20 protein-coding genes are annotated in these 20,137 nt (G+C 60.1%); 13 read left to right on the forward strand and 7 right to left on the reverse strand.

All coding sequences use genetic code 11. From position 1 onward, the window contains the following. Positions 1-8: 8 nt before the first annotated feature. Positions 9-185: a hypothetical protein gene (locus FJU08_RS22865; RefSeq protein WP_181409959.1), complete on the reverse strand. Its 177-nt coding sequence runs from the start codon at positions 183-185 to the stop codon at positions 9-11. 125 nt (positions 186-310) lie between these two features. Here FJU08_RS22865 and FJU08_RS20360 point away from each other — a divergent pair, with 125 nt between their 5' ends. Genes FJU08_RS20360 through FJU08_RS20375 form a run of 4 tightly spaced genes read left to right on the forward strand, consistent with a single transcriptional unit; the run spans position 311 to position 3,831 of the window. After that, positions 311-1,333, forward strand: a complete 1,023-nt coding sequence (locus tag FJU08_RS20360; protein WP_141150900.1) for an ABC transporter permease — start codon at positions 311-313, stop codon at positions 1,331-1,333. A 44-nt stretch (positions 1,334-1,377) separates the two neighbouring features. After that, positions 1,378-2,235 carry a nickel transporter permease gene (nikC, locus tag FJU08_RS20365; protein ID WP_141150923.1) on the forward strand — a complete coding sequence of 286 codons (858 nt, stop codon included), beginning with the start codon at positions 1,378-1,380 and terminating at the stop codon, positions 2,233-2,235. 4 nt (positions 2,236-2,239) lie between these two features. After that, complete coding sequence (locus FJU08_RS20370) at positions 2,240-3,088, forward strand: ABC transporter ATP-binding protein (RefSeq protein ID WP_141150901.1); 849 nt, start codon at positions 2,240-2,242, stop codon at positions 3,086-3,088. After that, positions 3,085-3,831 (forward strand): ABC transporter ATP-binding protein, encoded by a 747-nt coding sequence (locus FJU08_RS20375; protein ID WP_141150902.1) that lies wholly within the window; start codon positions 3,085-3,087, stop codon positions 3,829-3,831. Before FJU08_RS20370 ends, FJU08_RS20375 begins: the two co-directional genes overlap by 4 nt. Positions 3,832-4,073: 242 nt before the next feature. Here FJU08_RS20375 and FJU08_RS20380 read toward each other — a convergent pair whose 3' ends face one another. After that, complete coding sequence (locus FJU08_RS20380) at positions 4,074-5,684, reverse strand: IclR family transcriptional regulator domain-containing protein (RefSeq protein ID WP_141150903.1); 1,611 nt, start codon at positions 5,682-5,684, stop codon at positions 4,074-4,076. 183 nt (positions 5,685-5,867) lie between these two features. Here FJU08_RS20380 and garL point away from each other — a divergent pair, with 183 nt between their 5' ends. Beyond that, positions 5,868-6,659 carry a 2-dehydro-3-deoxyglucarate aldolase gene (gene garL, locus FJU08_RS20385; RefSeq protein ID WP_141150904.1) on the forward strand — a complete coding sequence of 264 codons (792 nt, stop codon included), beginning with the start codon at positions 5,868-5,870 and terminating at the stop codon, positions 6,657-6,659. Between the two features lie 42 nt (positions 6,660-6,701). Then, a complete protein-coding gene (locus FJU08_RS20390; protein WP_141150905.1) occupies positions 6,702-7,592 on the forward strand; it encodes a 2-hydroxy-3-oxopropionate reductase in 891 nt (296 codons plus the stop codon). 27 nt (positions 7,593-7,619) lie between these two features. Here FJU08_RS20390 and FJU08_RS20395 read toward each other — a convergent pair whose 3' ends face one another. Then, complete coding sequence (locus FJU08_RS20395) at positions 7,620-8,372, reverse strand: FadR/GntR family transcriptional regulator (protein ID WP_141150906.1); 753 nt, start codon at positions 8,370-8,372, stop codon at positions 7,620-7,622. Positions 8,373-8,606: 234 nt separating this feature from the next. Between FJU08_RS20395 and FJU08_RS20400 the strand changes: the two genes are divergently transcribed. Further along, positions 8,607-9,755 carry a mandelate racemase family protein gene (locus FJU08_RS20400; RefSeq protein WP_141150907.1) on the forward strand — a complete coding sequence of 383 codons (1,149 nt, stop codon included), beginning with the start codon at positions 8,607-8,609 and terminating at the stop codon, positions 9,753-9,755. Between the two features lie 76 nt (positions 9,756-9,831). After that, positions 9,832-11,424: an ABC transporter substrate-binding protein gene (locus FJU08_RS20405; protein ID WP_141150908.1), complete on the forward strand. Its 1,593-nt coding sequence runs from the start codon at positions 9,832-9,834 to the stop codon at positions 11,422-11,424. 85 nt (positions 11,425-11,509) lie between these two features. Here the strand turns inward: FJU08_RS20405 and FJU08_RS20410 are convergent, their stop codons facing one another. The 4 genes from FJU08_RS20410 to FJU08_RS20425 are packed head-to-tail and all read right to left on the reverse strand — an operon-like array spanning position 11,510 to position 15,055. Beyond that, entirely contained in the window at positions 11,510-12,571 is a 1,062-nt protein-coding gene (locus FJU08_RS20410; protein ID WP_141150909.1) for an AbrB family transcriptional regulator, read from the reverse strand. Then, on the reverse strand, positions 12,571-13,977 hold the full coding sequence (locus FJU08_RS20415; RefSeq protein WP_141150910.1) for an amidase: 1,407 nt from the start codon (positions 13,975-13,977) through the stop codon (positions 12,571-12,573). Before FJU08_RS20415 ends, FJU08_RS20410 begins: the two co-directional genes overlap by 1 nt. Further along, positions 13,964-14,158: a hypothetical protein gene (locus FJU08_RS20420; protein ID WP_141150911.1), complete on the reverse strand. Its 195-nt coding sequence runs from the start codon at positions 14,156-14,158 to the stop codon at positions 13,964-13,966. Before FJU08_RS20420 ends, FJU08_RS20415 begins: the two co-directional genes overlap by 14 nt. Positions 14,159-14,161: 3 nt before the next feature. Next, positions 14,162-15,055 (reverse strand): polysaccharide deacetylase family protein, encoded by an 894-nt coding sequence (locus FJU08_RS20425; protein ID WP_141150912.1) that lies wholly within the window; start codon positions 15,053-15,055, stop codon positions 14,162-14,164. 233 nt (positions 15,056-15,288) lie between these two features. Here FJU08_RS20425 and FJU08_RS20430 point away from each other — a divergent pair, with 233 nt between their 5' ends. From FJU08_RS20430 to FJU08_RS20450, 5 genes are all read left to right on the forward strand, one after another. Beyond that, positions 15,289-16,245, forward strand: coding sequence for a LysR substrate-binding domain-containing protein (locus tag FJU08_RS20430; RefSeq protein WP_141150913.1), 957 nt, complete (start codon positions 15,289-15,291; stop codon positions 16,243-16,245). 249 nt (positions 16,246-16,494) lie between these two features. Further along, positions 16,495-17,487, forward strand: coding sequence for an ABC transporter substrate-binding protein (locus tag FJU08_RS20435; RefSeq protein ID WP_141150914.1), 993 nt, complete (start codon positions 16,495-16,497; stop codon positions 17,485-17,487). Between the two features lie 55 nt (positions 17,488-17,542). Further along, positions 17,543-18,454 carry an ABC transporter permease gene (locus tag FJU08_RS20440; RefSeq protein WP_210245282.1) on the forward strand — a complete coding sequence of 304 codons (912 nt, stop codon included), beginning with the start codon at positions 17,543-17,545 and terminating at the stop codon, positions 18,452-18,454. An 11-nt stretch (positions 18,455-18,465) separates the two neighbouring features. After that, positions 18,466-19,251: an ABC transporter ATP-binding protein gene (locus tag FJU08_RS20445; RefSeq protein ID WP_141150915.1), complete on the forward strand. Its 786-nt coding sequence runs from the start codon at positions 18,466-18,468 to the stop codon at positions 19,249-19,251. Further along, complete coding sequence (locus FJU08_RS20450; RefSeq protein ID WP_141150916.1) at positions 19,248-20,012, forward strand: short-chain dehydrogenase/reductase; 765 nt, start codon at positions 19,248-19,250, stop codon at positions 20,010-20,012. The genes FJU08_RS20445 and FJU08_RS20450 overlap by 4 nt, the downstream gene beginning before the upstream one ends. Positions 20,013-20,137: the final 125 nt, after the last annotated feature.

Consider the following 20,137-nt stretch of genomic DNA (forward strand, 5'->3'; position numbering starts at 1 on the left):
TTTGTCCCTTATCGCCTGCCCAGCCGAGCGAGAGCATTGTCACCGGTGCTTGCCACGCCGGCAGCCCGCTGGCTGCTCGGCGAAGGCTCGTGCAGGGTCGGCTCCAGCTCTGCTTCAGTCCTCAGCCATCCGGCATAGCCGTGACTGGCGATAATTTCCAGCTCCAGATGAAAGCCGCCATGCATTCGGGACTACCTGCCACTGTTCATTTCAGCACTTCCCAAATGCTGTATAACAGATTATAAGGATATGTAATACAGGAATGGGTTGCCCTGAATTGGCCCGTTCCGGCACTTTGGGAGGAGTTGCAATGACAGATGAACAGGGCCGGACAGGTGCGCTGTTCGAGCGGGCCGGGTCCATTTTGGTCACGCTTTTCGGCCTTCTTGTCCTGACCTTCGTGATCGGGCGCGTCATGCCGGTGGATCCGGTGCGCGCCATCGTTGGCGAGGATGCGACCAAGGAAGTCTATCAGAACGTCTACCACCAGCTTGGTCTCGACCGGCCGATGTGGGAACAGTTCTTCTTCTATATCCGCGATGTCCTGACCGGGAATTTCGGCACATCGGTGCGCACCGGCCAGCCGGTTATCCAGGATATTCTCCATGTCATGCCGGCGACGATCGAACTTGCCACCTTCGCCATCATTGTCGGCGCCGGGCTTGGCATTCCGCTTGGCGTTCTGGCGGCAATCAAGAAGGACCGCTGGCAGGATCAGGTAATCCGCGTATTCAGCCTGCTCGGCCATTCCATGCCGATCTTCTGGACCGGCATGATTGGGCTTTTGATCTTCTATGCCGGGCTTGGCTGGGTCGGCGGTTCGGGGCGGATGAGCCAGTTTTATATCGGCATGGTGCCGGAACGGACCAATTTCCTCTTGATCGACAGCGCACTGGCCGGTGACTGGGATGTGTTCAGGAGTGCGATTGACCATATCATCCTGCCGGCCTCGCTGCTTGGCTATTCCTCTGCGGCCTATATCACCCGCATGACCCGTAGTTTCATGCTGGATCAGATCAATCAGGAATATGTGACCACCGCCCGGGTCAAGGGGTTGAGCCAGCGCCAGACCATCTGGTTTCATGTTTTCATCAATATCCGCGTCCAGCTCGTCACCATCATCGCGCTGGCCTATGGCGGCCTGCTGGAAGGCGCGGTGCTGATCGAGACGGTCTTCGCCTGGCCGGGTTTTGGCCAGTATCTCACCTCCAACCTGCGCATCGGAGACATGAACGCGGTCATGACCTGCGTTCTGCTCGTCGGCCTGATCTTCATCGGCCTCAACATTCTCTCCGATGTTCTCTACCGCGTATTCGATCCGAGGACCCGATGACCATGTCCGATAGCACGCCGCTCAAGGCGACCCGTTCCAGGACCATGCCTCAGGCGCTGGTCACGACCAAGAATATCCTGATCTTTCTGGCGAAATCGCCAACCTCGGCCTTCGGCCTTCTGGTGCTTGCCATTCTCATCATCGGCGCCCTGTTCGGCCCGATGCTGGCAACCCATGATCCCTATCTGCAGGATCTGCAGGCGACATTGCAGCCGCCAAGTGCGGCGCATTATTTCGGAACCGACGAACTTGGCCGCGACATCTACAGCCGTCTTCTCTATGGCTCGCGGATCACGCTGAGGATCATCTTTCTGGTTTCGATCGTGGTCGGGCCGATCGGCCTCCTGGTTGGCACGGTGGCCGGCTATTTCGGCGGTCGCATTGACAATATCATGATGCGGATCACCGATATCTTCCTTTCCTTCCCCTCGCTGATCCTGTCGCTGGCCTTTGTCGCGGCCCTCGGCCCGAGCCTCAACAATGCGATCATCGCCATTTCGCTGACGGCCTGGCCGCCGATTGCACGGCTTGCCCGTGCCGAGACCATGACCTTTCGCAGTGCCGACTATATTTCGGCCGCACGGCTTCAGGGCGCGTCTTCGGCGCGCATCATCTGGCGCTCGATCGTGCCGATGTGTCTGCCATCCGTGATCATCCGGCTGACGCTGAACATGGCAACCGTGATCCTGACGGCGGCCGGCCTCGGCTTTCTCGGCCTTGGCGCACAGCCGCCGCTGCCGGAATGGGGGGCGATGATTGCCACCGGCCGGCGTTACATGATCGATAGCTGGTGGCTCGTAACCTTCCCCGGCGTTGCGATCCTCTGCGTCAGCCTCGCCTTCAATCTCCTTGGCGACGGCCTGCGCGATGCGCTTGATCCGAAACAGATGAACAGGCGGTGAGACCATGAGCGACGACAGACTGCTTGAGGTCGAGGACCTCTCCATCCATTACCGAGGAACGCCGGAACCGGCGGTGCGCCATGTCAGCTTCACGCTTGGCCGCGAGCGGCTCGGCATTGTCGGCGAAAGCGGATCGGGCAAATCCACCGTTGGCCGCGCACTGCTGAAGCTTCTGCCGACCGCCGACATCACCGCCAAGAAGATGCGCTTCGGTGAAACCGATCTCCTTGCTGCCAGCGAGCGCGCAATGCTGAAGATCCGCGGTGCCCATATGTCGATGATCCTGCAGGACCCGAAATTCTCGCTCAATCCGATCCAGCGCTGCGGCGATCAGGTGGCGGAGGCCTTCCGGACCCATGTTCATTGCTCAAAGGCCGATGCGCGGAAAAAGGCGATCGCGATGCTGGAAGCGGTGCAGATCCGCGATCCGGAGCGGGTCTATGATCTCTATCCGCACGAGGTATCCGGCGGCATGGGGCAGCGCATCATGATCGCGATGATGCTTCTGACCGATCCGGATCTGGTGATTGCCGATGAGCCGACCTCGGCGCTTGATGTGACGGTGCGGTTGCAGGTGCTGAAAATCCTCGACGATCTGGTACGCGAGAAAGGTATCGGCCTGATCATGATCTCGCATGACCTCAATCTAGTGCGCAATTTCTGCGATCGGGTGCTGATCATGTATGCCGGCCGCGTGGTGGAAACCCTGGCAGCGGCTGATCTCGACAGGGCAGAACATCCCTATACGCGCGGGCTGCTTGCCGCCCAGCCGCGCATTGGCGGCGCCCGCACACCACTGCCGGTGCTGCATCGTCAGAAAAGCTGGCTGGACGCGGAGGAGGGACGGCCATGAAATCGATCACCGTTGACAAGATGACGATCCGCTTCGGTGCGCTGACGGTTCTGCCGGAGGTGAGTTTTACCGTGAAGCCTGGCGAATGTTTCGGTCTCGTTGGTGAAAGCGGCTCGGGCAAGTCCACCGTGCTGCGCTGCGCCTCGTTGCTTCTGGAAAAATGGCAGGGCCGCGTGCTGATCGGCGATCGCGATGTGCGTGAGATGAAGCGAGAGGAGCGCTGCCGCACGGTGCAGATGGTGTTTCAGGACCCCTATGGCTCGCTGCATCCGCGCCATTCGATCCGCACGGTGCTGAGTGAACCGCTGAAGATCCACGGCATTGGTGATCGCGAGGCGCGCATGGCGCGCGCACTCAGCGATGTCGGTCTGCCGGAGGATTTTCTGGATCGCTATCCACACCAGCTTTCCGGGGGCCAGCGCCAGCGCGTTGCCATCGCCCGCGCGCTGATCATGGAGCCGGATGTGCTGTTTCTCGACGAGCCAACCTCGGCGCTTGATGTTTCGGTACAGGCCGAAATCATCAACCTGCTGGTCAGGCTGCGCGCCGAGAAGGGTTTCACCTATCTGATGGTCAGTCACGATCTCGCCGTGATCGACTATATGTGCGACCGCTTCGCGGTGATGCAGGCCGGCAATATTGTTGAGGTTTTGCCGCGCGAGGCGATCCTTGGCAATGGCGCGAGCGACCCTTATGCGCGGGAGCTGATCGGCGCCAGCCTGACCTACGAACAGGCGATGTGAGGTTCTGCTGCCATCAGGCGCGCGCCTCCTCTCCCCTCAAAAGGCGCCAAGGCCCTCTCCGCACAAATATATCCCGGATATTTTTGTGCGGAGCGGCCATCTGGCCCAATCTACCCCCGGCCATCACCGGCGAGGCGGGCGCGATGGCTATTGAAAAAGGGGGGAATGATGACACGACAGGGACAGGATGGACGAGCAGCGGACGGCTTTCCGGCCAGAACAGGGAAGCCGGATACGGGCGGTCAGATCTGCATTGCCAGCATTAAAAGCCGCCCGGAAAGCGGAGCGTTTTCGAGAATGTCGCGGGCAATGCCGATCCGCTCGCTGGTGACGAACAGTGTCGAGCCGTTGTCGCCGCCAAAGGCGAGCCCCGTCGGGCGTGGCACGGGCAGCGCAATGGCTTCGGCAATTTCGCCATTTTCATCCAGCCGGACGACGCTCCAGCCATCGCTGAGCGCGACCCAGAGCCGTCCGCGCCGGTCAAGCGCAAGCGCTGAAGCTATGCCCGAGCCGCGCGGGATCCGGCTCAAGACCATCGGCACCTCTCGCCCGGCCTGCAATGCGTAAATGGTGCCTTCATGCGGGCTGAGCGCGAAAAGCCTGCTGCCGTCCTCACTGAACGCCATATCGGTTATGTCATGGCCGACGCGCCAGGCGGGCTGAAAGCCGTCCCGCGCCGAAAGCCGGCCGATCTGTGTCACCCCGCCCCCCTGCCGCGCCGCCCAGAGTGACCCGGCCGGTCCGCGGGCAAGGGCGCGTTCATCGCCGGCAATCGGCCGGTCGATGGCGACACAGCCGGCGCCTCTGGTCACGTTGAACCAGCCATTCTCGCAAATGAGATCAAGTCCGCCGGACCTGCCAGGCAGCGCATGAGTGATCGGCCCCGGCGGCCGTGCAACCGTTTCGACGGCGTTGCCGTCCTCAGGCAGCGCGTAAACGGCCGGTGCCAGCCGGTCGACCCAGTAAAGGCAGTTCTCTCGCGGCAGCCAGAATGGCCGGTCTCCGTGAAAGGCGGCGGGACCCGTGGCGGCGATATCATTGCGTGCCGGCCGGGCCGTCTTTGCCGTCTGGCTTTGCACCAGAAGCGCCAGCCGGCGGCCGGCGGCAATCAGCTCGGGTGCCAGCTGTTCAACCCGTTCCGGCGTCATCCGATAGATCGGGCCGGAAACACTAATGGCGGCGACGGGAATGCCCGTTTCATCAAGAACCGGCACGCCGATGCAGCGGGTTCCAGCGATATTTTCCTGATCATCAATGGCAAAGCCGCGCTGGCGCACAAGCGTGAGATTGCGTTTCAGGCTTGCGATGTCCGTGAGGGTGAAGGGGGTAATGGCCTGAAAGGCAAGCGTTGCCATGATCTGCTCTGCCTGACGCTCCGGCAGAAAGGCGAGCACAGCCTTGCCCTGGCTGGTGGCATAAACCGGCTTTGCCTTGCCCATGGCCGCTGTCGAGGCGTTCTCATGGGCGCCGACGGATTTTGCGAGCGAAACCATCTGGTTGCCGGCAAGGGACGCGAGATAGGCCGTCTCGCCGGTCATCTCGCGCAAGCGCCGCAACTCATCCGCTGCAAGGGCGGCAAGATCCTGCCCGGCGCCGACATTCTGCGCCAGATCGAGATAGTGGAAGCCCAACAGCAGGCTTTGTCCGTCTGTCCCGTTGCGCAGGAAACCGCGTGCCACCAGCGCCGAAACGATGCGGTAAAGCGTCGAACGGGAAAGCCCTGTCTCGGCCACCAACGCACTCACCGTCCACTGGCCCGGCGCTTCGCCGACAAGATCGAGGATATCGCAGGCCTTCATCAACAGCCCGGCGCCCTGTATCGCCTGCTTTTGCGTCGCTCGGTCCTGGCTCATTGCGGTCTCCCGTGTTTTGGAACTTTATGATTCTCACAATGTGAAACATAATTCGCTTAAACTAGCTTCGTTTTCAATCAAAACCCACATTGTGGTTGACCTGAAATGCGTTCGGAGAAAATCCTCGCTCCAGATCCGGCGCCGGACATCATGATCCGGCTGACGGGAGGAAAGGAACAACCAATGTCCGAAACCACGCCCTATCAGGGTATTCCAAACCGTTTTCGCCAGAATATATTGGCGCGCAAGGTGCAGATCGGCTGCTGGTCGGCGCTGGGTAGCCCAATTACCGCGGAGGTTCTCGGCTGTGCCGGTTTCGACTGGCTGCTGCTGGACAGCGAACATGCGCCGAATGATGTGCTGAGCCTCATTCCGCAGCTGATGGCGCTGAAGGACAGCCCGTCTGCCCCGGTGGTTCGTCCGCCATGGAATGATACGGTGGTGATCAAGCGGCTGCTCGACAGCGGTTTTTACAACTTCCTCGTTCCGTTTGTTCAGACGGCAGAAGAAGCGGAAAAGGCCGTGGCAGCGACGCGCTATCCGCCACAGGGCGTGCGCGGCGTATCGGTTTCGCAGCGCTCCAACCGCTATGGCACGGTTGCCGATTACATGAAACGGGTGAATGACAACATCACCGTGCTCGTGCAGATCGAAAGCCCGCTGGCGGTTGGAAATGCTGATGCCATTGCCGCCGTCGACGGTGTTGACGGGCTGTTTGTCGGGCCTTCCGATCTTGCCGCCGGCTATGGCCATCTCGGCAATGCCGGCGATCCGGAAGTCCAGACGGCGATCCGCCATGTCTTCGATGTTGCTGCCAGCCACAACAAGGCCTCGGGCATTCTGGCGCCGGTGGAGGCCGATGCGCGCCGCTATCTTGAGATGGGCGCAAGCTTCGTCGCGGTGGGTTCCGATCTCGGCGTATTCAGGGGCGCTACCCAGGCGCTTTGCGACAAGTACAAGACAGGCGCCGCCTGAGGCCGCGCTCAAGCAGAACACCATTTTACAGGGAGTTGAGTGATGACGAAAATAGGATTTGTCGGCCTCGGGATCATGGGCACGCAGATGGCGGGACGGCTTGCCGATGCTGGCCACGAGATCTTCGCCTATGACCGCAAGCCGCTGGCCGAAACGCTGATGGCAAAGGGTGTCACCGCCTGTGGGTCCTCGAAGGAGGCGGCGGAAAACTGCGAGGTCTTCATCTCGATCGTGCCGGATACGCCGGATGTCGCAGCGGTTCTGTTCGGCGAGAACGGGGCTGCCGAGGGGTTGAGTGCCGGCAAGATCGTTATCGACATGAGCTCGATCTCTCCGGTTGAGACCAAGCAATATGCCGAAAAGATCGCCGCCCTTGGCTGTGCCTATGTCGATGCGCCGGTTTCAGGCGGTGAAGTCGGGGCACGCGATGGAACGCTTTCCATCATGGTCGGCGCCGATGAGGCAATTTTCGAAACGGTCAGGCCGCTGTTTGAAATCATGGGCAAGAATGTCACGCTCGTGGGTGATATCGGCGCGGGCCAGACCGCCAAGGTGGCAAACCAGATGATCGTGGCGATGAATATCGAGGCGGTGGCTGAAGCGCTGCTGTTTGCCGCCCGTGCCGGTGTCGATCCCGAACGCGTCCGCCAGGCGATTTCGGGCGGCTTTGCCTCTTCGAAAATCCTCGAGCTTCATGGCGCGCGGATGATCAAGCGGACCTTCGATCCCGGTTTCCGTATCAATCTGCATCAGAAGGATCTCAATCTGGCGCTGAGCGCCGGACGTCAGATGGGGCTTTCGCTCCCCAATACGGCCAATTGCCAGGAATTGTTCAATGCCTGCGCTGCCCATGGCGGTAGCGGCTGGGACCATTCCGCCATGGTCAAGGCACTGGAACTGCTGGCAGGTTACGAGATCGGCCAGAACGACTGATCCATCACGAACAGGCGGTTGGCGGCATCAATGCTGCCGGCCGCTTTTCAGCATGGCGCGATAGCGCCCGAGACTGCCTTCCAGATGCACTTTCATCGCCGCTTCGGCTTCCGCCACATTGCCCTCGATGATCGCATCGACGATCCGCTCATGCTCGGCCACCATTTGCGGGTTCGGCACATAGGGACGCGGTGCGCCGTCATGCGCCTCAAGCTCGACGCGCGGGACGATACCGGGGCGGATCAGCGACAGGAATTCGGGAAAACGCTTGTTCTGCGACGCCTGGGCGATCGCGTAATGGAAAGCGAAATCCGCTTCGCGCGGTGATCGTCCGTCCCTGAAACACTGAACGACATCCTCATGCGCCTTGACAATGGCATCAATCTGGGTCGCTGAACGGCGCCCGGCTGCCAGACCGGCAGCGGCGATTTCAAAGGCGCTTCGCAGTTCGAAAAGCTCGATCACGCCGGAGAGACGCTCCATATCGAGATCGGCAAAGGGCCGTCGCCGCTCGGCCTTGGCCGGATCAAGCGCGAAAACACCAGACCCTTTGCGCGCTTCGACCAGACCTTCTGTCCGCAAAAGCGCAAAGGCCTCGCGCACCACGGTGCGGCTGACGGCATGCTGGCGTGTAAGCTCTGATTCGCTTGGCAGACGGTCACCGGGTCGGAACCGTCCGGCCTCAATGTCCCGGCGCAGTTCATCGGCAATCTCGCTCACGCGGGTGCGTGTCGAATTGGTCCTGGCAGGCTTCGGTTTCAGCGTCTCGGTATCGGTCATTCAGGCCTCGGTGAACCCCGTCTGTGTAATATGTTTGTTTAGCATGGAAGCAGCGAAAAAATCCACGTCACGACGAACATGTCGCCTTTTCTGTGCGGCTCGGTGCAGATCATGCGCTTTGCCTGTTGACCTGTATAGCATATTTATCATACAAAGTTATTATACAGATTATCAGCGACCGACACCACATCAGAAGGGGTACGCGGTCGGAGGAAGCCAGGGAAGGAACCGGCCGTGATCATTACGGATGTTTCGGTTAGCGTATTCAAGCATAAGACAAGACGGCACAGCGATAGCGCTGGCCACGGCCATCCGGGGCCGGAGCATTTCGTTCAGCAGGCCATGCTGGCGATCACTACCGAGGACGGCCATAGCGGCTACAGCTTTTGCCCCCCGGAAGTGGTGCGCCCGCATGTGATGGATAAATTCGTTCGCAAGGTGCTGATCGGCCAGGATTGCCGCAACCGTGAAAAGCTCTGGCAGGATCTCGCCCACTGGCAGCGCGGCTCGGCCGCCCAGCTTACCGATCGCACGCTTGCCGTTGTTGACTGTGCATTGTGGGATCTCGCCGGGCGTATGCTCAACCAGCCGGTCTACAAGCTGATTGGCGGCTATCGCGACAAGGTTCTGGCCTATGGCTCGATCATGTGCGGTGACGAGCTTGAGGGCGGGCTCGCCACGCCGGAAGATTACGGTCGTTTTGCCGAAAAGCTGGTGGCGCGCGGTTACAAGGGCATCAAGCTGCATACCTGGATGCCGCCGGTCAGCTGGGCGCCGGACGTGAAGATGGATCTGAAGGCCTGTGCCGCTGTGCGCGAGGCGGTCGGTCCCGATATCGAACTGATGATCGATGCCTTCCACTGGTATTCCCGAGTCGATGCGCTGGCGCTCGGCCGTGGCCTTGAAAAGCTTGGCTTTTCATGGATCGAGGAGCCGATGGATGAACAGTCGATGTCGTCTTATCGCTGGCTTGCCGAAAATCTCGATATCCCGGTTGTCGGGCCGGAAAGTGCGGCCGGCAAACACTGGCACCGTGCCGAATGGATCACTTCCGGCGCTTGCGACATTCTCAGAACCGGGGTCAACGATGTCGGCGGCATCACGCCTGCGATGAAAACCATGCATCTGGCTGAAAGCTTCGGGATAGCCTGTGAAGTCCATGGCAACACGGCGATGAACCTGCATGTGGTTGCGGCCTCCAAGGCATCCAAATGGTATGAACGGGGCCTGCTTCACCCCTTCCTCGAATATGATGACGGCTTTGACTATCTGAACGCCCTGTCCGACCCGATGGATGCGGACGGCTATGTCCACGTTCCGGACCGGCCCGGCCTTGGCGAGGATATCAATTTCGACGTCATCGAGAACAACCGCGTCGCCTGACGCTTCAGATCTGCCGGCGCTGCGTGATGCGGCGCCGTTTTTGTAAACGGATGTCAAACAACCTTTGGGAGGAGACATGAGACATCTTCTGGCAGGGGTCGCGCTTGCGACCCTGATGACACTTACCGTACCGGCTTTTGCCGAGACGCCTGACAATCAGCTGGTCGCAGCCTTCAACATGACCAATGTGCTGACCATGGACCCGGCCGCCATTACCGGTGGCGAGACGGTACAGATCCTCAACAATGTCTATGACGCACTGGTTGAGCTGAACCCCGAAACCAAGGCGCTGGAACCGCGCATTGCCGAAAGCTGGACGATTTCCGACGACAACATGTCGGTGACGATGAAGCTCAAGCCCGGTGTCACATTTGCCTCCGGCAATCCGCTGACCGCCAATGATGTGAAATACAGCCTGTCGCGTGTTCTGACGCTGAACCTTGCTCAGGCTTCGGGCCTTAAAAGCCGCGGCTTCACCACCGAGAATATCGACAAGGAATTCGTTGTCGACGATGATCTCACCTTCACCATCAATCTGCCGGAGGCGGGTGACCCCAAGCTGATCCTGATGTATCTGGCGCAGGCTGGCGTCGGCTCGATCCTTGATTCCAAGCTGGTGGAGCAAAACGCCAAGGATGGCGATATGGGCCGCGGCTGGCTCACCAATAATTCAGCCGGTTCCGGTGCCTACACGCTCAATCAGTGGCGCGCCAATGAATATGTCATCCTGACCCGCAACGACAATTTCTGGGGCGACAAACCGCAGATGGCCCGCATCCTGATGCGCCATCTGCCGGAATCGCAGACCCAGCGTCTCGGACTTGAACAGGGTGATATCGATGTCGGCTTCTCGCTGGCGGCTCCTGACCTCAAGGCGCTTGCCGCCGAAAAGGGCATCACCGTCGAAACGGTTCCGAGCGCCGGTTTCTACTATCTCGCCGCTTCTATGGGGGACGAGCATTTTGTCAATCAGAAGGTGCGTGAGGCGCTGCGCTATCTGATCGACTACAAAGGCATAAACGGCGCGATCATGCCCTATTTCGGTGTCGAACGTCAGCGCCCGGTCAATTCCACCGCCTTTGCGGCGCTACCGGATCCGGGCTACGCGCTCAATATCGAAAAGGCGAAGGAATTGCTGGCCGAAGGTGGTTATCCCGACGGCTTCGATACGACGATCCGGGTGATTTCGACCCAGGAATTTCTCGACAGCGCCACGGCCATTCAGGGCACGCTGGCCAAGGCTGGCATCAATGCCGAGATCATCACCGGTGACGGTGGTCAGATCTATGGTGCCATGCGTGAACGCAAGTTCAACCTGCTTGTCGGTCGCGGCGGTGGCGGTCTGGAACCGCATCCCGATTCCAACCTGCGCGCAACGGTCTATAATCCCGACAACAGTCAGGAAGCAGGCCTCACCAACTATCAGGGCTGGCGCACCGGCTATTATGATGAGGAGCTGAATTCTATGATCGAGGCCGCCCTGATCGAACGTGATCAGGACAAGCAGATCCAGATGTACAAGGATATCCAGAACCTTATCGACCAGAAGGTCATCGCCATCCAGCCCTTCTCTGAACGGGTGGTGACGGCTGCTTATCAGGACGATGTTTCGGGCCTGATCATCGACCCCTGGGTCTCCCGCTTTGAAGATGTGAAAAAGACACGCTGAATGCGGGCGGGGATGAAATGAAAGGGCGCGGCCTTCCTGCAGGGCCGCGCCCTTTCTGTGTGTGATGGGCAAGGTTCATTCGCTGTCACTGCGCCGTCTCCCGGCCTCGGCCTGTAAAAATACGCTTCAGAAACAGGGCAAGGGTCAGCACCATGATGACGCGGACCAGATGGAAGGCGACGACCAGCACGACATCGGCGCCGACCTGTTTGGCAACCAGTGACATTTCCGCAATCCCGCCCGGCGCCAGCGCCAGGATCAGCGACACCGGATCGATATGCAGAAAATAGCCGATGACGACGGCGAGCAGGCTTGAAAAGGTGATCAGCACCGCCGTGCCGGCAATATTGCCCGGCAATGTCGCATGGCCATCACGGAAGACCGAACGGGTGCAGCGTGCACCAAGCGTGATGCCGACGGCGATCTGGGCAATCTTCAGCGCGTCGGCAGGGATATAGATCGATCCGAGATTTAGCAGACCGGCAATGGCGCCAACGATAATGCCCGATAGCAGCCAGGAATTGGGAACTCTGAACCGGGTGACAGCGAGCGCCACCGGGACCCCGATGATACAAAGAAGCAGCAGCGGCAACAGTGAGCCGTGACCGGCAGCTGTTGCACCGTCTGCGATCGTCGCGTGATCGGGAAAGACCGTGACAATCTGGGGGATCGCCAGTGTGACCAGCAGAATGCGCAGAAACTGGCCGATCGACACCAGACCGGGATTGCCGCCATAGCGCTCCGACAGAACCGCCATTTCGGCAATGCCGCCCGGCAGGCTGGAAAAGAAGGCAGTATCGGGATCGAGCCGGGTGAACCGCGACAGGGCCAGCGAGATGAGGCAGGAAAAGACGATCACCGTCAAAGCGGCCGCCAGCATGACCGGCAGAAGTGCGACGAGCCGTGCCGCCACTTCCGGGGTCATTCTGAGGCCGGCGGCAATACCGATAAAACCCTGCGCGGCCTGACGGCTGTTGGGCACCACCGCCGTCGGCAGCTTCATCAGCGTTAACGCCGCTGTCGCCAGCATGGCGCCAATCAGCCAGCCAAGCGGCAGGTGAAGTGCGCTTGCGACAAGGCCGCCGAGGGCCGCGACCAGAGCGGTCGCTGCCATGCGGGCAGACCCGATAACGCTCAGCCGTGACATCAGGCGGACCAGCCGGCGCGTTCAGGTGGATTTAGGGCCTTGCCTCTTGCTGCTTCGAAAGCCGATGAAAAGGCCAGCAATGCAGGTTCCGAGAAAGCGGGAGCGGCAAATTGCACGCCGATCGGCAGGCCGGTATCGGACAGGCCCGCCATGACCGAAATGGCGGGATGGCCGGTGACGCTGAAAGGGGTACGGGCCTGCCGGGTATAGGTCCGTGCTGTCTCTGCCGGGTCGTCCAGTCGTGCCGCCGCTTCCATGGAACTGGCGGAGACCAGAATATCATACTGGGAAAACAACGCAGAAACGGCATCAATCAGCCGTTTTCGCATCTTTTGCGCCCGGACATAATCCTCCGCCGAGAGGAATGCGCCGGCCAGGAGTGCTCTTCGTGTCAGACGGCCATAATCCTCGTGGCGCTGACGCAGATGCTCGGCATGAACTGCAAAGCCTTCGGCTGAAAGCAGGATCCGGTTGACGGCGAAAAACGCCGAAAGCGGCGGCAGCGTCACCTCTTCAACATGCACACCGATCCCCCGAATGGTCTCGGCGGCCATATCCAGCAGCGCCGCCGTGTCGGCAGGTGCGGCCAGGTCCTGTGTATGGAAATGACGAATATAGCCGACTTTGAGGCCCGAAATTTCCTGTGAGGGGCGCTCAAGGCAGCTTTTCCAGGGGCGTTCAACCGTTGATGGCTCGGCGGGGTCAATTCCGGCCATGGCATCAACGGCAAGGCCCGCATCTTCTGCCGAACGGGCGAGAATGCCGACGCAATCCAGTGATTGGGCCAGCGGGAAGACGCCCCTGCGCGAGATGACACCGTAGGTTGGCTTGAAGCCGACAATGCCGCAGGCGCTCGCCGGGTGGCGCACCGAGCCGCCCGTATCGGTTCCAAGCGCCAGTGGAAACAGACCGGCAGCGACGCCGGCGCCCGATCCGGAGGACGAACCGCCGGGATGGTGATCCGGGTTCCACGGATTGCGTGCCGGCGGTACGGGCAGATCGAAGCTAGGCCGGCCGCAGGCAAACTCATGCGTATTGGTCTTGCCGAAAATGATGGCGCCCGCCGCCCGCAACCGGCGCACGACCTCGGCATCTGCCGTAGCGATCGCAGCTTCCCGGCTCCTGGAGGCACAGGTCGTGGCCATGCCTTCGACATCAATCAGGTCTTTCAGCGCCACGGGAATGCCATGCAGGGGGCCGTGATCGGCCCCGGCAGTCAGTTCCTGTGTGGCCCTTTCGGCCTGAATACGCGCCGATTGGGCATCGAAATGGATATAGACATTCAGCAGCGGATCGAGTGCCTCGATCCTTGCGATCAGATGGGTGACATAATCGCTGGGTGTGAGGTCGCCCGTCCGGTAACGCCTGCCGATCTCGGCTACGGAGAGATATTCAAGCCTTTCCATGACGTCCTCTCACCTGCATGGGCGGCCAGACCTCATCGGCCGGGCTGTCTGGCGTCCTCAGTGCCGCGCGGAAGGCATGGGCGCTTTCCGCCGCGCTCAGAATATCGGCTTCCTCGCTGGCGACGATGCGATCAAGGCCGGCGCCAAGTGCCTGGGCGATTGCCTGTTCCCGCTGATCCATGCCCTAGGCCTCCGCCGCCTGGCGCGTTTGCGCAAGGCCTTCATACCAGCTGGAAACCTGGCCCGGCTGGGCGAAGGTGACATCGGGGTGCTGCGCCAGCATCGCCGCCATCTCGGCAAGCTCGGTAATGCGGTGGGGTACACCCATCAGATGCGGATGCAGGGCGACGGTCATGATGACCGTTCCGGCCTCCGTCTCCCGTTCGAAGGCTTTCAGCGTGCGGGCGACGCGATTGGCGAATTCGCCGGTATGCTGTTTTTCCACAGCGTAGACGGTGCTGTCATTGAGCTCGAGCGTGTAGGGCACCGACAGAAGCGGCCCCTCCGTCGTTTTCATTAGGCAGGGACGGTCGTCCAGCACCCAGTCGAGCAGATATTCAATGCCGAGACGCTTCAGGATATCGGGTGTCGCCAGGCTCTCGCCAAGGCCGGGTCCAAGCCAGCCGCGTGTCTTCACGCCGGTAAAAGCCTGTAGCCGCTGAAGGCTTTTTTCAATCACGGCTGCCTCATCAGGCTCGGTATGAACCGCCTGCTGATACAGTCCGTGACCGATGAATTCCCAGCCGAGATTGAGTGATTTCTCAGCACAGTCGGGATAAACGTCGATCACATTGGCGTTGACGCTCAGCGCGGCGGGAAGCCCCATGGCTTCAAACAGGTCGAAGAAACGCCGCATGCCGACGCGCATGCCATATTCGGCCCAGGCGAAATTGGGAATGTCAGGTACCGAGCCGCGCCCCTGAGGCGGTGTGGATATGCCGCGTGGCATGGGATGATCGAAACGCCAATGTTCCACATTGACCACGAACTGCACGACGATGCGCTTGCCATTATAATGCGGCAATGCCGGTTGTGTGCCGGAAAGTGAATAGGGAATGCGAGGATTAGAGGCGATCATTTTGCCATTCCGTCAATCATGGCGCCTGATATTCCTTTGATATTACGGGATTTTATGACCTAAAATTCGGAATTATCAAGACTGGCGCGAATTTTGCTTATATGTGTTCGAACGACTGCCACACCCCGGATGATGCGGGGGAGGCCGATGGCAGTGACCATATAATGGGCAGGTGAAGCTGTGAGCGTTTCTCCCCGTGCTAACAGCTATGCCTCAAGGAGCAATCAAGCCCTATGGAGTTGAAACAGCTCGAATATTTCTGCGCCGTCGCACGCGCTGGCAGCTTTTCCAAGGCTTCGGCCGAATTGATGGTGGTGCAGCCGGCACTGTCTCGGCAGATCGGCCGGCTGGAAAGCGAATTATCAACCAAGCTCTTTTATCGCAACGGGCGCGGCGTGGCGCTGACCGAGCCCGGAAAACGGTTCCTGGCTGTTGCCGACAGCGTCTTGTCTGAGCTCGAAAATATCCGTACCGCGCTTGCCGACGACAAAGCGGCACCCGCCGGAACGGTGACTGTCGGCATGCCGCCATCGGTTTCGGCAATGATCGGCGCATCGCTGCTGATTGCCGTGCGCCGGCATTTTCCTGCAATCAAGCTGCATGTGATCGATGGCCTGTCGGGTCACATTTGCGAGTGGATGATGGCTGGCAAGATCGATGTTGGTATCGTGCATGACAGCCGTCAGTCGGCTGGCCTGTTGATGGAACCGTTGATGAAGGAGCCGCTCTTCCTGGTGGGCAAACCCTCGGCGGCGCATCGGCTGAAAGATCCTGGGCGTCGGATTGGCCGGGTCAATTTCGCCGATGCCGCCAGCTTGCCGCTGATCCTGCAGGGCGGTAGCCATGGGCTGAGACGGCTGATCGACGCCACCGCGCGTGATCTCGATTTACCGCTTGACGTGGAGATGGAAGTTGATGCCGTCAGCACCATTACCCGGCTGATCGAGGCGGAACCTTTCTACAGCATATTGCCCTATGGCTGTGTCAGTGCGCAGCTTGAAAGCGGTTCGCTTTCGGCCTGGCAGGTCATGGCGCCGGAGCTGACCAATGTCATGCTGATGGCGAGTGTGCCCAACAAGCCCTTCACCGCCGCCATGCAGGAGGTGCGGCGCGCGATCAGGATGCAGATCGCAACGTCGCTTCCGGCTCTCGACAGCGTCGATCTCGACGAAAATGCGGAAGATGCCTGAAGCAGCAAAGCCAGCGTGAGCTTTTCGGCATAGCTGCTAGAGCGGTGACGCCATGGACGGCACCAGTGAATGCAGCCTTAATTTTCCGTGTCGCATGCCCGGCCAGATCTTGGCTCAGACCCGACCGCTTTCGCGCATTGATGTGTTGGCCCGGACGTTGCCAGCGTGATCAGAACGCCAAATGTGAGAGACAAGGTGAAACCGGGATATGCATCGAAGAGACAAAAGAAAAGGCTCCAGAGGTAGATCATGAACCCCCTTTCCAAAATCATCGGCATTGCTTCCATGGCAGCCGGCCTTTCCATGGCGGGTCTTCTGCCGGCGAAAGCCGCTGACCCCGCTCCGCTTGATCAAGAGGTCACGCTGAAGGTCGGCTATCAAAAGGTCGGTCACCTGGCCCCGCTCGAACTCGTCCAGGAAAAGCTCGCACCGCTTAATATCAATCTCGATCTTGTCGAGTTTTCCCGTTACGCCGATACCCGCACCGCCCTGATTGCCGGTTCGCTGGATGTCGCTACCGTCGGCCCGGCCGATCTCGCCATCGCGCTGGCACAGGGCTCTGACGCCGTTGTCGGCATTATGGGTGTCGGTTCCTCGGCGAAATATCCGATCGTGCGTGACGGCGTGACGATGACGAGCTGGGACGATCTGAAGGGCAAGAAGATCGGCATCGCTCCCGGCTCGGCCGTCTGGTTCCAGTTTGCCGCAACGCTGATCGAAAATGACATTCCCTATGACAGCTTTGATCAGGTGAATATTCAGGGCGGCGGTGCTGCATTCGATCAGGCGCTGGAGCGTGGCGACGTCGATGCCATCATCACCTGGGAACCCTTCGAATCCATCCCGGTTCTCGGTGGTTATGGCCATTTCGCCACCAATCTTGATTATTCCAAGTCGAATTCTGTCGGCGCCGAGCTTGGCATGATGGTCGCGTCGAAAGATGCCATTGATGACAAGCGTGAAGCCGTCACCCGCTTTGTCTGGGCCTATCTTCAGGCCCAGCAGGCTCTTGCCAGCGATCCGGAAGCCTTTGCCGAGGCCTATGCCAGGCTGACCGGCCTTGACCTTGATCTGGCCCGCCAGGCCTCCCAGGCCATCACGCTTGGCTCCGTTGTTACGCCGGAACAGGCCGCAGCCCAGGCCAAGGCCTTTGCCGATCTCGGTGTGATCCAGACCGATGTATCGGCCGAGATCCCGTCGCACTGGGACGCCAGCATTGTCGACGATGCCAAGGCCTACTGAGACCGAGCAAGATGACTGGATGGCAGGCGCATGATGCGCCTGCCGGACCCTATGAATGGACTATGAAATGCACCAGACTGACGGGCAGACCGATCAACAGGGGAAAGGCGCGCTTGCCGCCAAACCGGGAAAAGCCAAAGCCCGCGCCAGCCGGCCAGCCGCTCTAAACAGCCGGGCGGCATCCCGCGCGCTGATTGCGCTGATCCTGCCGCTTGTCGTTATCATCATCTGGCAGTTTTCAGGCACGAATGGTTCCCTGTTCGGCGGCGTCCTGCCAACGCCTGATCGCGTGCTGAAAGGCTGGAACAGCTGGGCACTGGGAAGTCGCGGCATGGGCCTGAACGCCTATAGCGGTACCTGGTGGAACAGCCTGTCCTTCTCGACAATAAGGGTGATGGAGGGCTTTGCGGTGGCCATCGTCATCGCCATTCCGACCGGCATCATCATCGGCTGGAACAGGCTGGCCGCAGAGGCGCTCGACCCGACGATCCAGCTTCTCCGTCCGGTCCCGATCACTGCCTGGCTGCCTTTCTCCATCGCTGTTTTCGGCGTTTCTTCCTTCGGCGCCATCTTTCTGATCGCGCTTGGCGCCTTCTATCCGATCGTCATCAATACAACGCAGGGCGCCCGCAATGTCGAGAAAAACCTGGTGCGCGCCGCACGTATGCTCGGCGCCAGTCAGAAGGACGTACTGCTGAAAGTGGTCGTTCCCTCCGCCCTTCCGGCGATCTTTACCGGCCTCAGGATCGGCCTGGGGATTGGCTGGACGGCAGTGATTGTTGCTGAAATGGTCGCGGTCAAATCCGGTCTCGGCTATGTGCTCTGGGATGCCTATTATGTCGGGCGTATGGATATCGTCATCGCCGATATGATCACCATTGGACTGATGGGTCTGATCAGCGACCGCATCCTCCTCCTCATAGAATATCGACTTCTCGCCTGGCGCCGCGCCGGCGGCACGCATTGAAAGGAGACCCCATGGCCCGTATCGATATTGAAGCCGTGGCGAAGGTCTATCCCGGTGAACCGCCGGTCCGCGCCCTTGACCATGTCAACCTGAAGGTCGGCGATGGCGAATTCATTGCCTTGCTCGGTCCGTCGGGCTGCGGGAAGTCGACGCTTCTCAACATCATGGCCGGATTTGAAAGCCACACGGAAGGTGTCGTCCATTTCGATGGTCAGTCGATCTCGCGGCCAGCGCCGGATCGTGCCGTGGTGTTTCAGGAGGCAGCGCTGTTTCCCTGGCTTACCGTCTTCGACAATGTCGCCTTTGGCAGGCGCCTGCAGCGCTCTGTGGCGGAAAATTTCGAGCCCGAGGTCAATGCCATGCTCGACATGGTCGGGCTTACCGATTTTCGCAATGCCTATCCGGCCCAGCTTTCCGGCGGCATGCGCCAGCGTGTCGGCATTGCCCGCGCACTTGTTATGCAGCCGAAGGCACTGTTGATGGACGAACCCTTCGGCGCGCTCGACGCGCAGACCCGGCTCACCATGCAGGAACTGCTGCTGGAAATCTGGCAGAAACACAAGATTACCGTCATCTTTGTCACCCATGATATCGACGAGGCGATCCTTCTGGCGGACCGGGTTTGCGTGATGTCGGCAAGGCCGGCACGGATTGCACGCACCATTGATGTAACGCTCGCGCGGCCGCGCAGTATCGATGATCTGACGACGCCGGAGTTCATCACCTACAAGGCGGACATCATGCGCGAGATGCGCCATGCTCATGCGGGCTCCAGCCAGAAAGCTGCCGCGATATGAAGCTCGGCCTTGAGGGAAAGCGCGTTCTCATTACCGGTAGTTCCAAAGGTATAGGCCTTGCCACAGCCAGAACCTATGCCGAAGAAGGCTGTAGCCTGATCCTCGCCGCCCGTTCTGCCGATGATCTGGATGAGGCCGCCGCGCAGCTCCAGGGCCATCCGGTTGAAATCATCGCCGCCGATCTGTCGCAGGAAAACGAACGTGAACGTCTCGCAAGAGCGTCCGGTGCGCTCGACATACTCGTCAATAATGCCGGAGCTATTCCCGGCGGCGACATTTTCGGTCTTTCGATGGCTGCGATCGAAGCTGGCTTTGCGCTGAAGCTGATGGGCTATATCCATCTGACCAAGCTGGTGCTTGAAGGCATGAAGTTGCGTCGCCGTGGCAAGATTATCAATATCATCGGCGATCTCGGGCGCGCCCCGAAATGGGATTACGTCGCCGGAACGACAGCCAATGCGGCGTTGATCGCCTTCACTGAGGCGGTCGGCGCGCGATCGACAGATTTCAACGTTTCCGTTTTCGGGATCAACCCGGCGGGCACGCAGACGGAACGTGTCGAACAGGTGGCACGTGGACGGGCGGAGAGCCTTTATGGTGATCGAGAACGCTGGCGCGATGTTTTGACCAACCTGCCCTATGGGGGTCTCTGCAGCCCTGAAGCTGTCGCGCGGCTAATCGTGTCACTAAGCGCCGATGACCTCGGCTATCTTTCTGGAAATGTGATGGACTTCGACGGCGGGCTGAGAAATCGGCGGTGACGTAGCGCGCTTCCCAAAACGCAGAAAGACCGTGATCTGTCATTCCACTTTCCGCTCAGACAAGCGGTCGGGATGGCGGCAGCCGTGCACGGAGCAACCGTTCGACCCGTTGACGTATACCTGGC

Source organism: Martelella alba, assembly GCF_006516955.1.
Classification (GTDB): domain Bacteria; phylum Pseudomonadota; class Alphaproteobacteria; order Rhizobiales; family Rhizobiaceae; genus Martelella; species Martelella alba.

Coding starts and splice junctions, on each gene's coding strand:
- FJU08_RS20380 (WP_141150903.1), bottom strand. CDS start 5,684: ATGAGCCAGGACCGAGCGACGCAAAAGCAGGCGATACAGGGCGCCGGG.
- FJU08_RS20420 (WP_141150911.1), bottom strand. CDS start 14,158: ATGGATCAGCGGGAACAGGCAATCGCCCAGGCACTTGGCGCCGGCCTT.
- FJU08_RS20405 (WP_141150908.1), top strand. CDS start 9,832: ATGAGACATCTTCTGGCAGGGGTCGCGCTTGCGACCCTGATGACACTT.
- FJU08_RS20425 (WP_141150912.1), bottom strand. CDS start 15,055: ATGATCGCCTCTAATCCTCGCATTCCCTATTCACTTTCCGGCACACAA.
- FJU08_RS20370 (WP_141150901.1), top strand. CDS start 2,240: ATGAGCGACGACAGACTGCTTGAGGTCGAGGACCTCTCCATCCATTAC.
- FJU08_RS20430 (WP_141150913.1), top strand. CDS start 15,289: ATGGAGTTGAAACAGCTCGAATATTTCTGCGCCGTCGCACGCGCTGGC.
- FJU08_RS20410 (WP_141150909.1), bottom strand. CDS start 12,571: ATGTCACGGCTGAGCGTTATCGGGTCTGCCCGCATGGCAGCGACCGCT.
- FJU08_RS20415 (WP_141150910.1), bottom strand. CDS start 13,977: ATGGAAAGGCTTGAATATCTCTCCGTAGCCGAGATCGGCAGGCGTTAC.
- FJU08_RS20375 (WP_141150902.1), top strand. CDS start 3,085: ATGAAATCGATCACCGTTGACAAGATGACGATCCGCTTCGGTGCGCTG.
- FJU08_RS20360 (WP_141150900.1), top strand. CDS start 311: ATGACAGATGAACAGGGCCGGACAGGTGCGCTGTTCGAGCGGGCCGGG.
- FJU08_RS20445 (WP_141150915.1), top strand. CDS start 18,466: ATGGCCCGTATCGATATTGAAGCCGTGGCGAAGGTCTATCCCGGTGAA.
- garL (WP_141150904.1), top strand. CDS start 5,868: ATGTCCGAAACCACGCCCTATCAGGGTATTCCAAACCGTTTTCGCCAG.
- nikC (WP_141150923.1), top strand. CDS start 1,378: ATGCCTCAGGCGCTGGTCACGACCAAGAATATCCTGATCTTTCTGGCG.
- FJU08_RS20435 (WP_141150914.1), top strand. CDS start 16,495: ATGAACCCCCTTTCCAAAATCATCGGCATTGCTTCCATGGCAGCCGGC.
- FJU08_RS20395 (WP_141150906.1), bottom strand. CDS start 8,372: ATGACCGATACCGAGACGCTGAAACCGAAGCCTGCCAGGACCAATTCG.
- FJU08_RS22865 (WP_181409959.1), bottom strand. CDS start 185: ATGCATGGCGGCTTTCATCTGGAGCTGGAAATTATCGCCAGTCACGGC.
- FJU08_RS20390 (WP_141150905.1), top strand. CDS start 6,702: ATGACGAAAATAGGATTTGTCGGCCTCGGGATCATGGGCACGCAGATG.
- FJU08_RS20450 (WP_141150916.1), top strand. CDS start 19,248: ATGAAGCTCGGCCTTGAGGGAAAGCGCGTTCTCATTACCGGTAGTTCC.
- FJU08_RS20440 (WP_210245282.1), top strand. CDS start 17,543: ATGGACTATGAAATGCACCAGACTGACGGGCAGACCGATCAACAGGGG.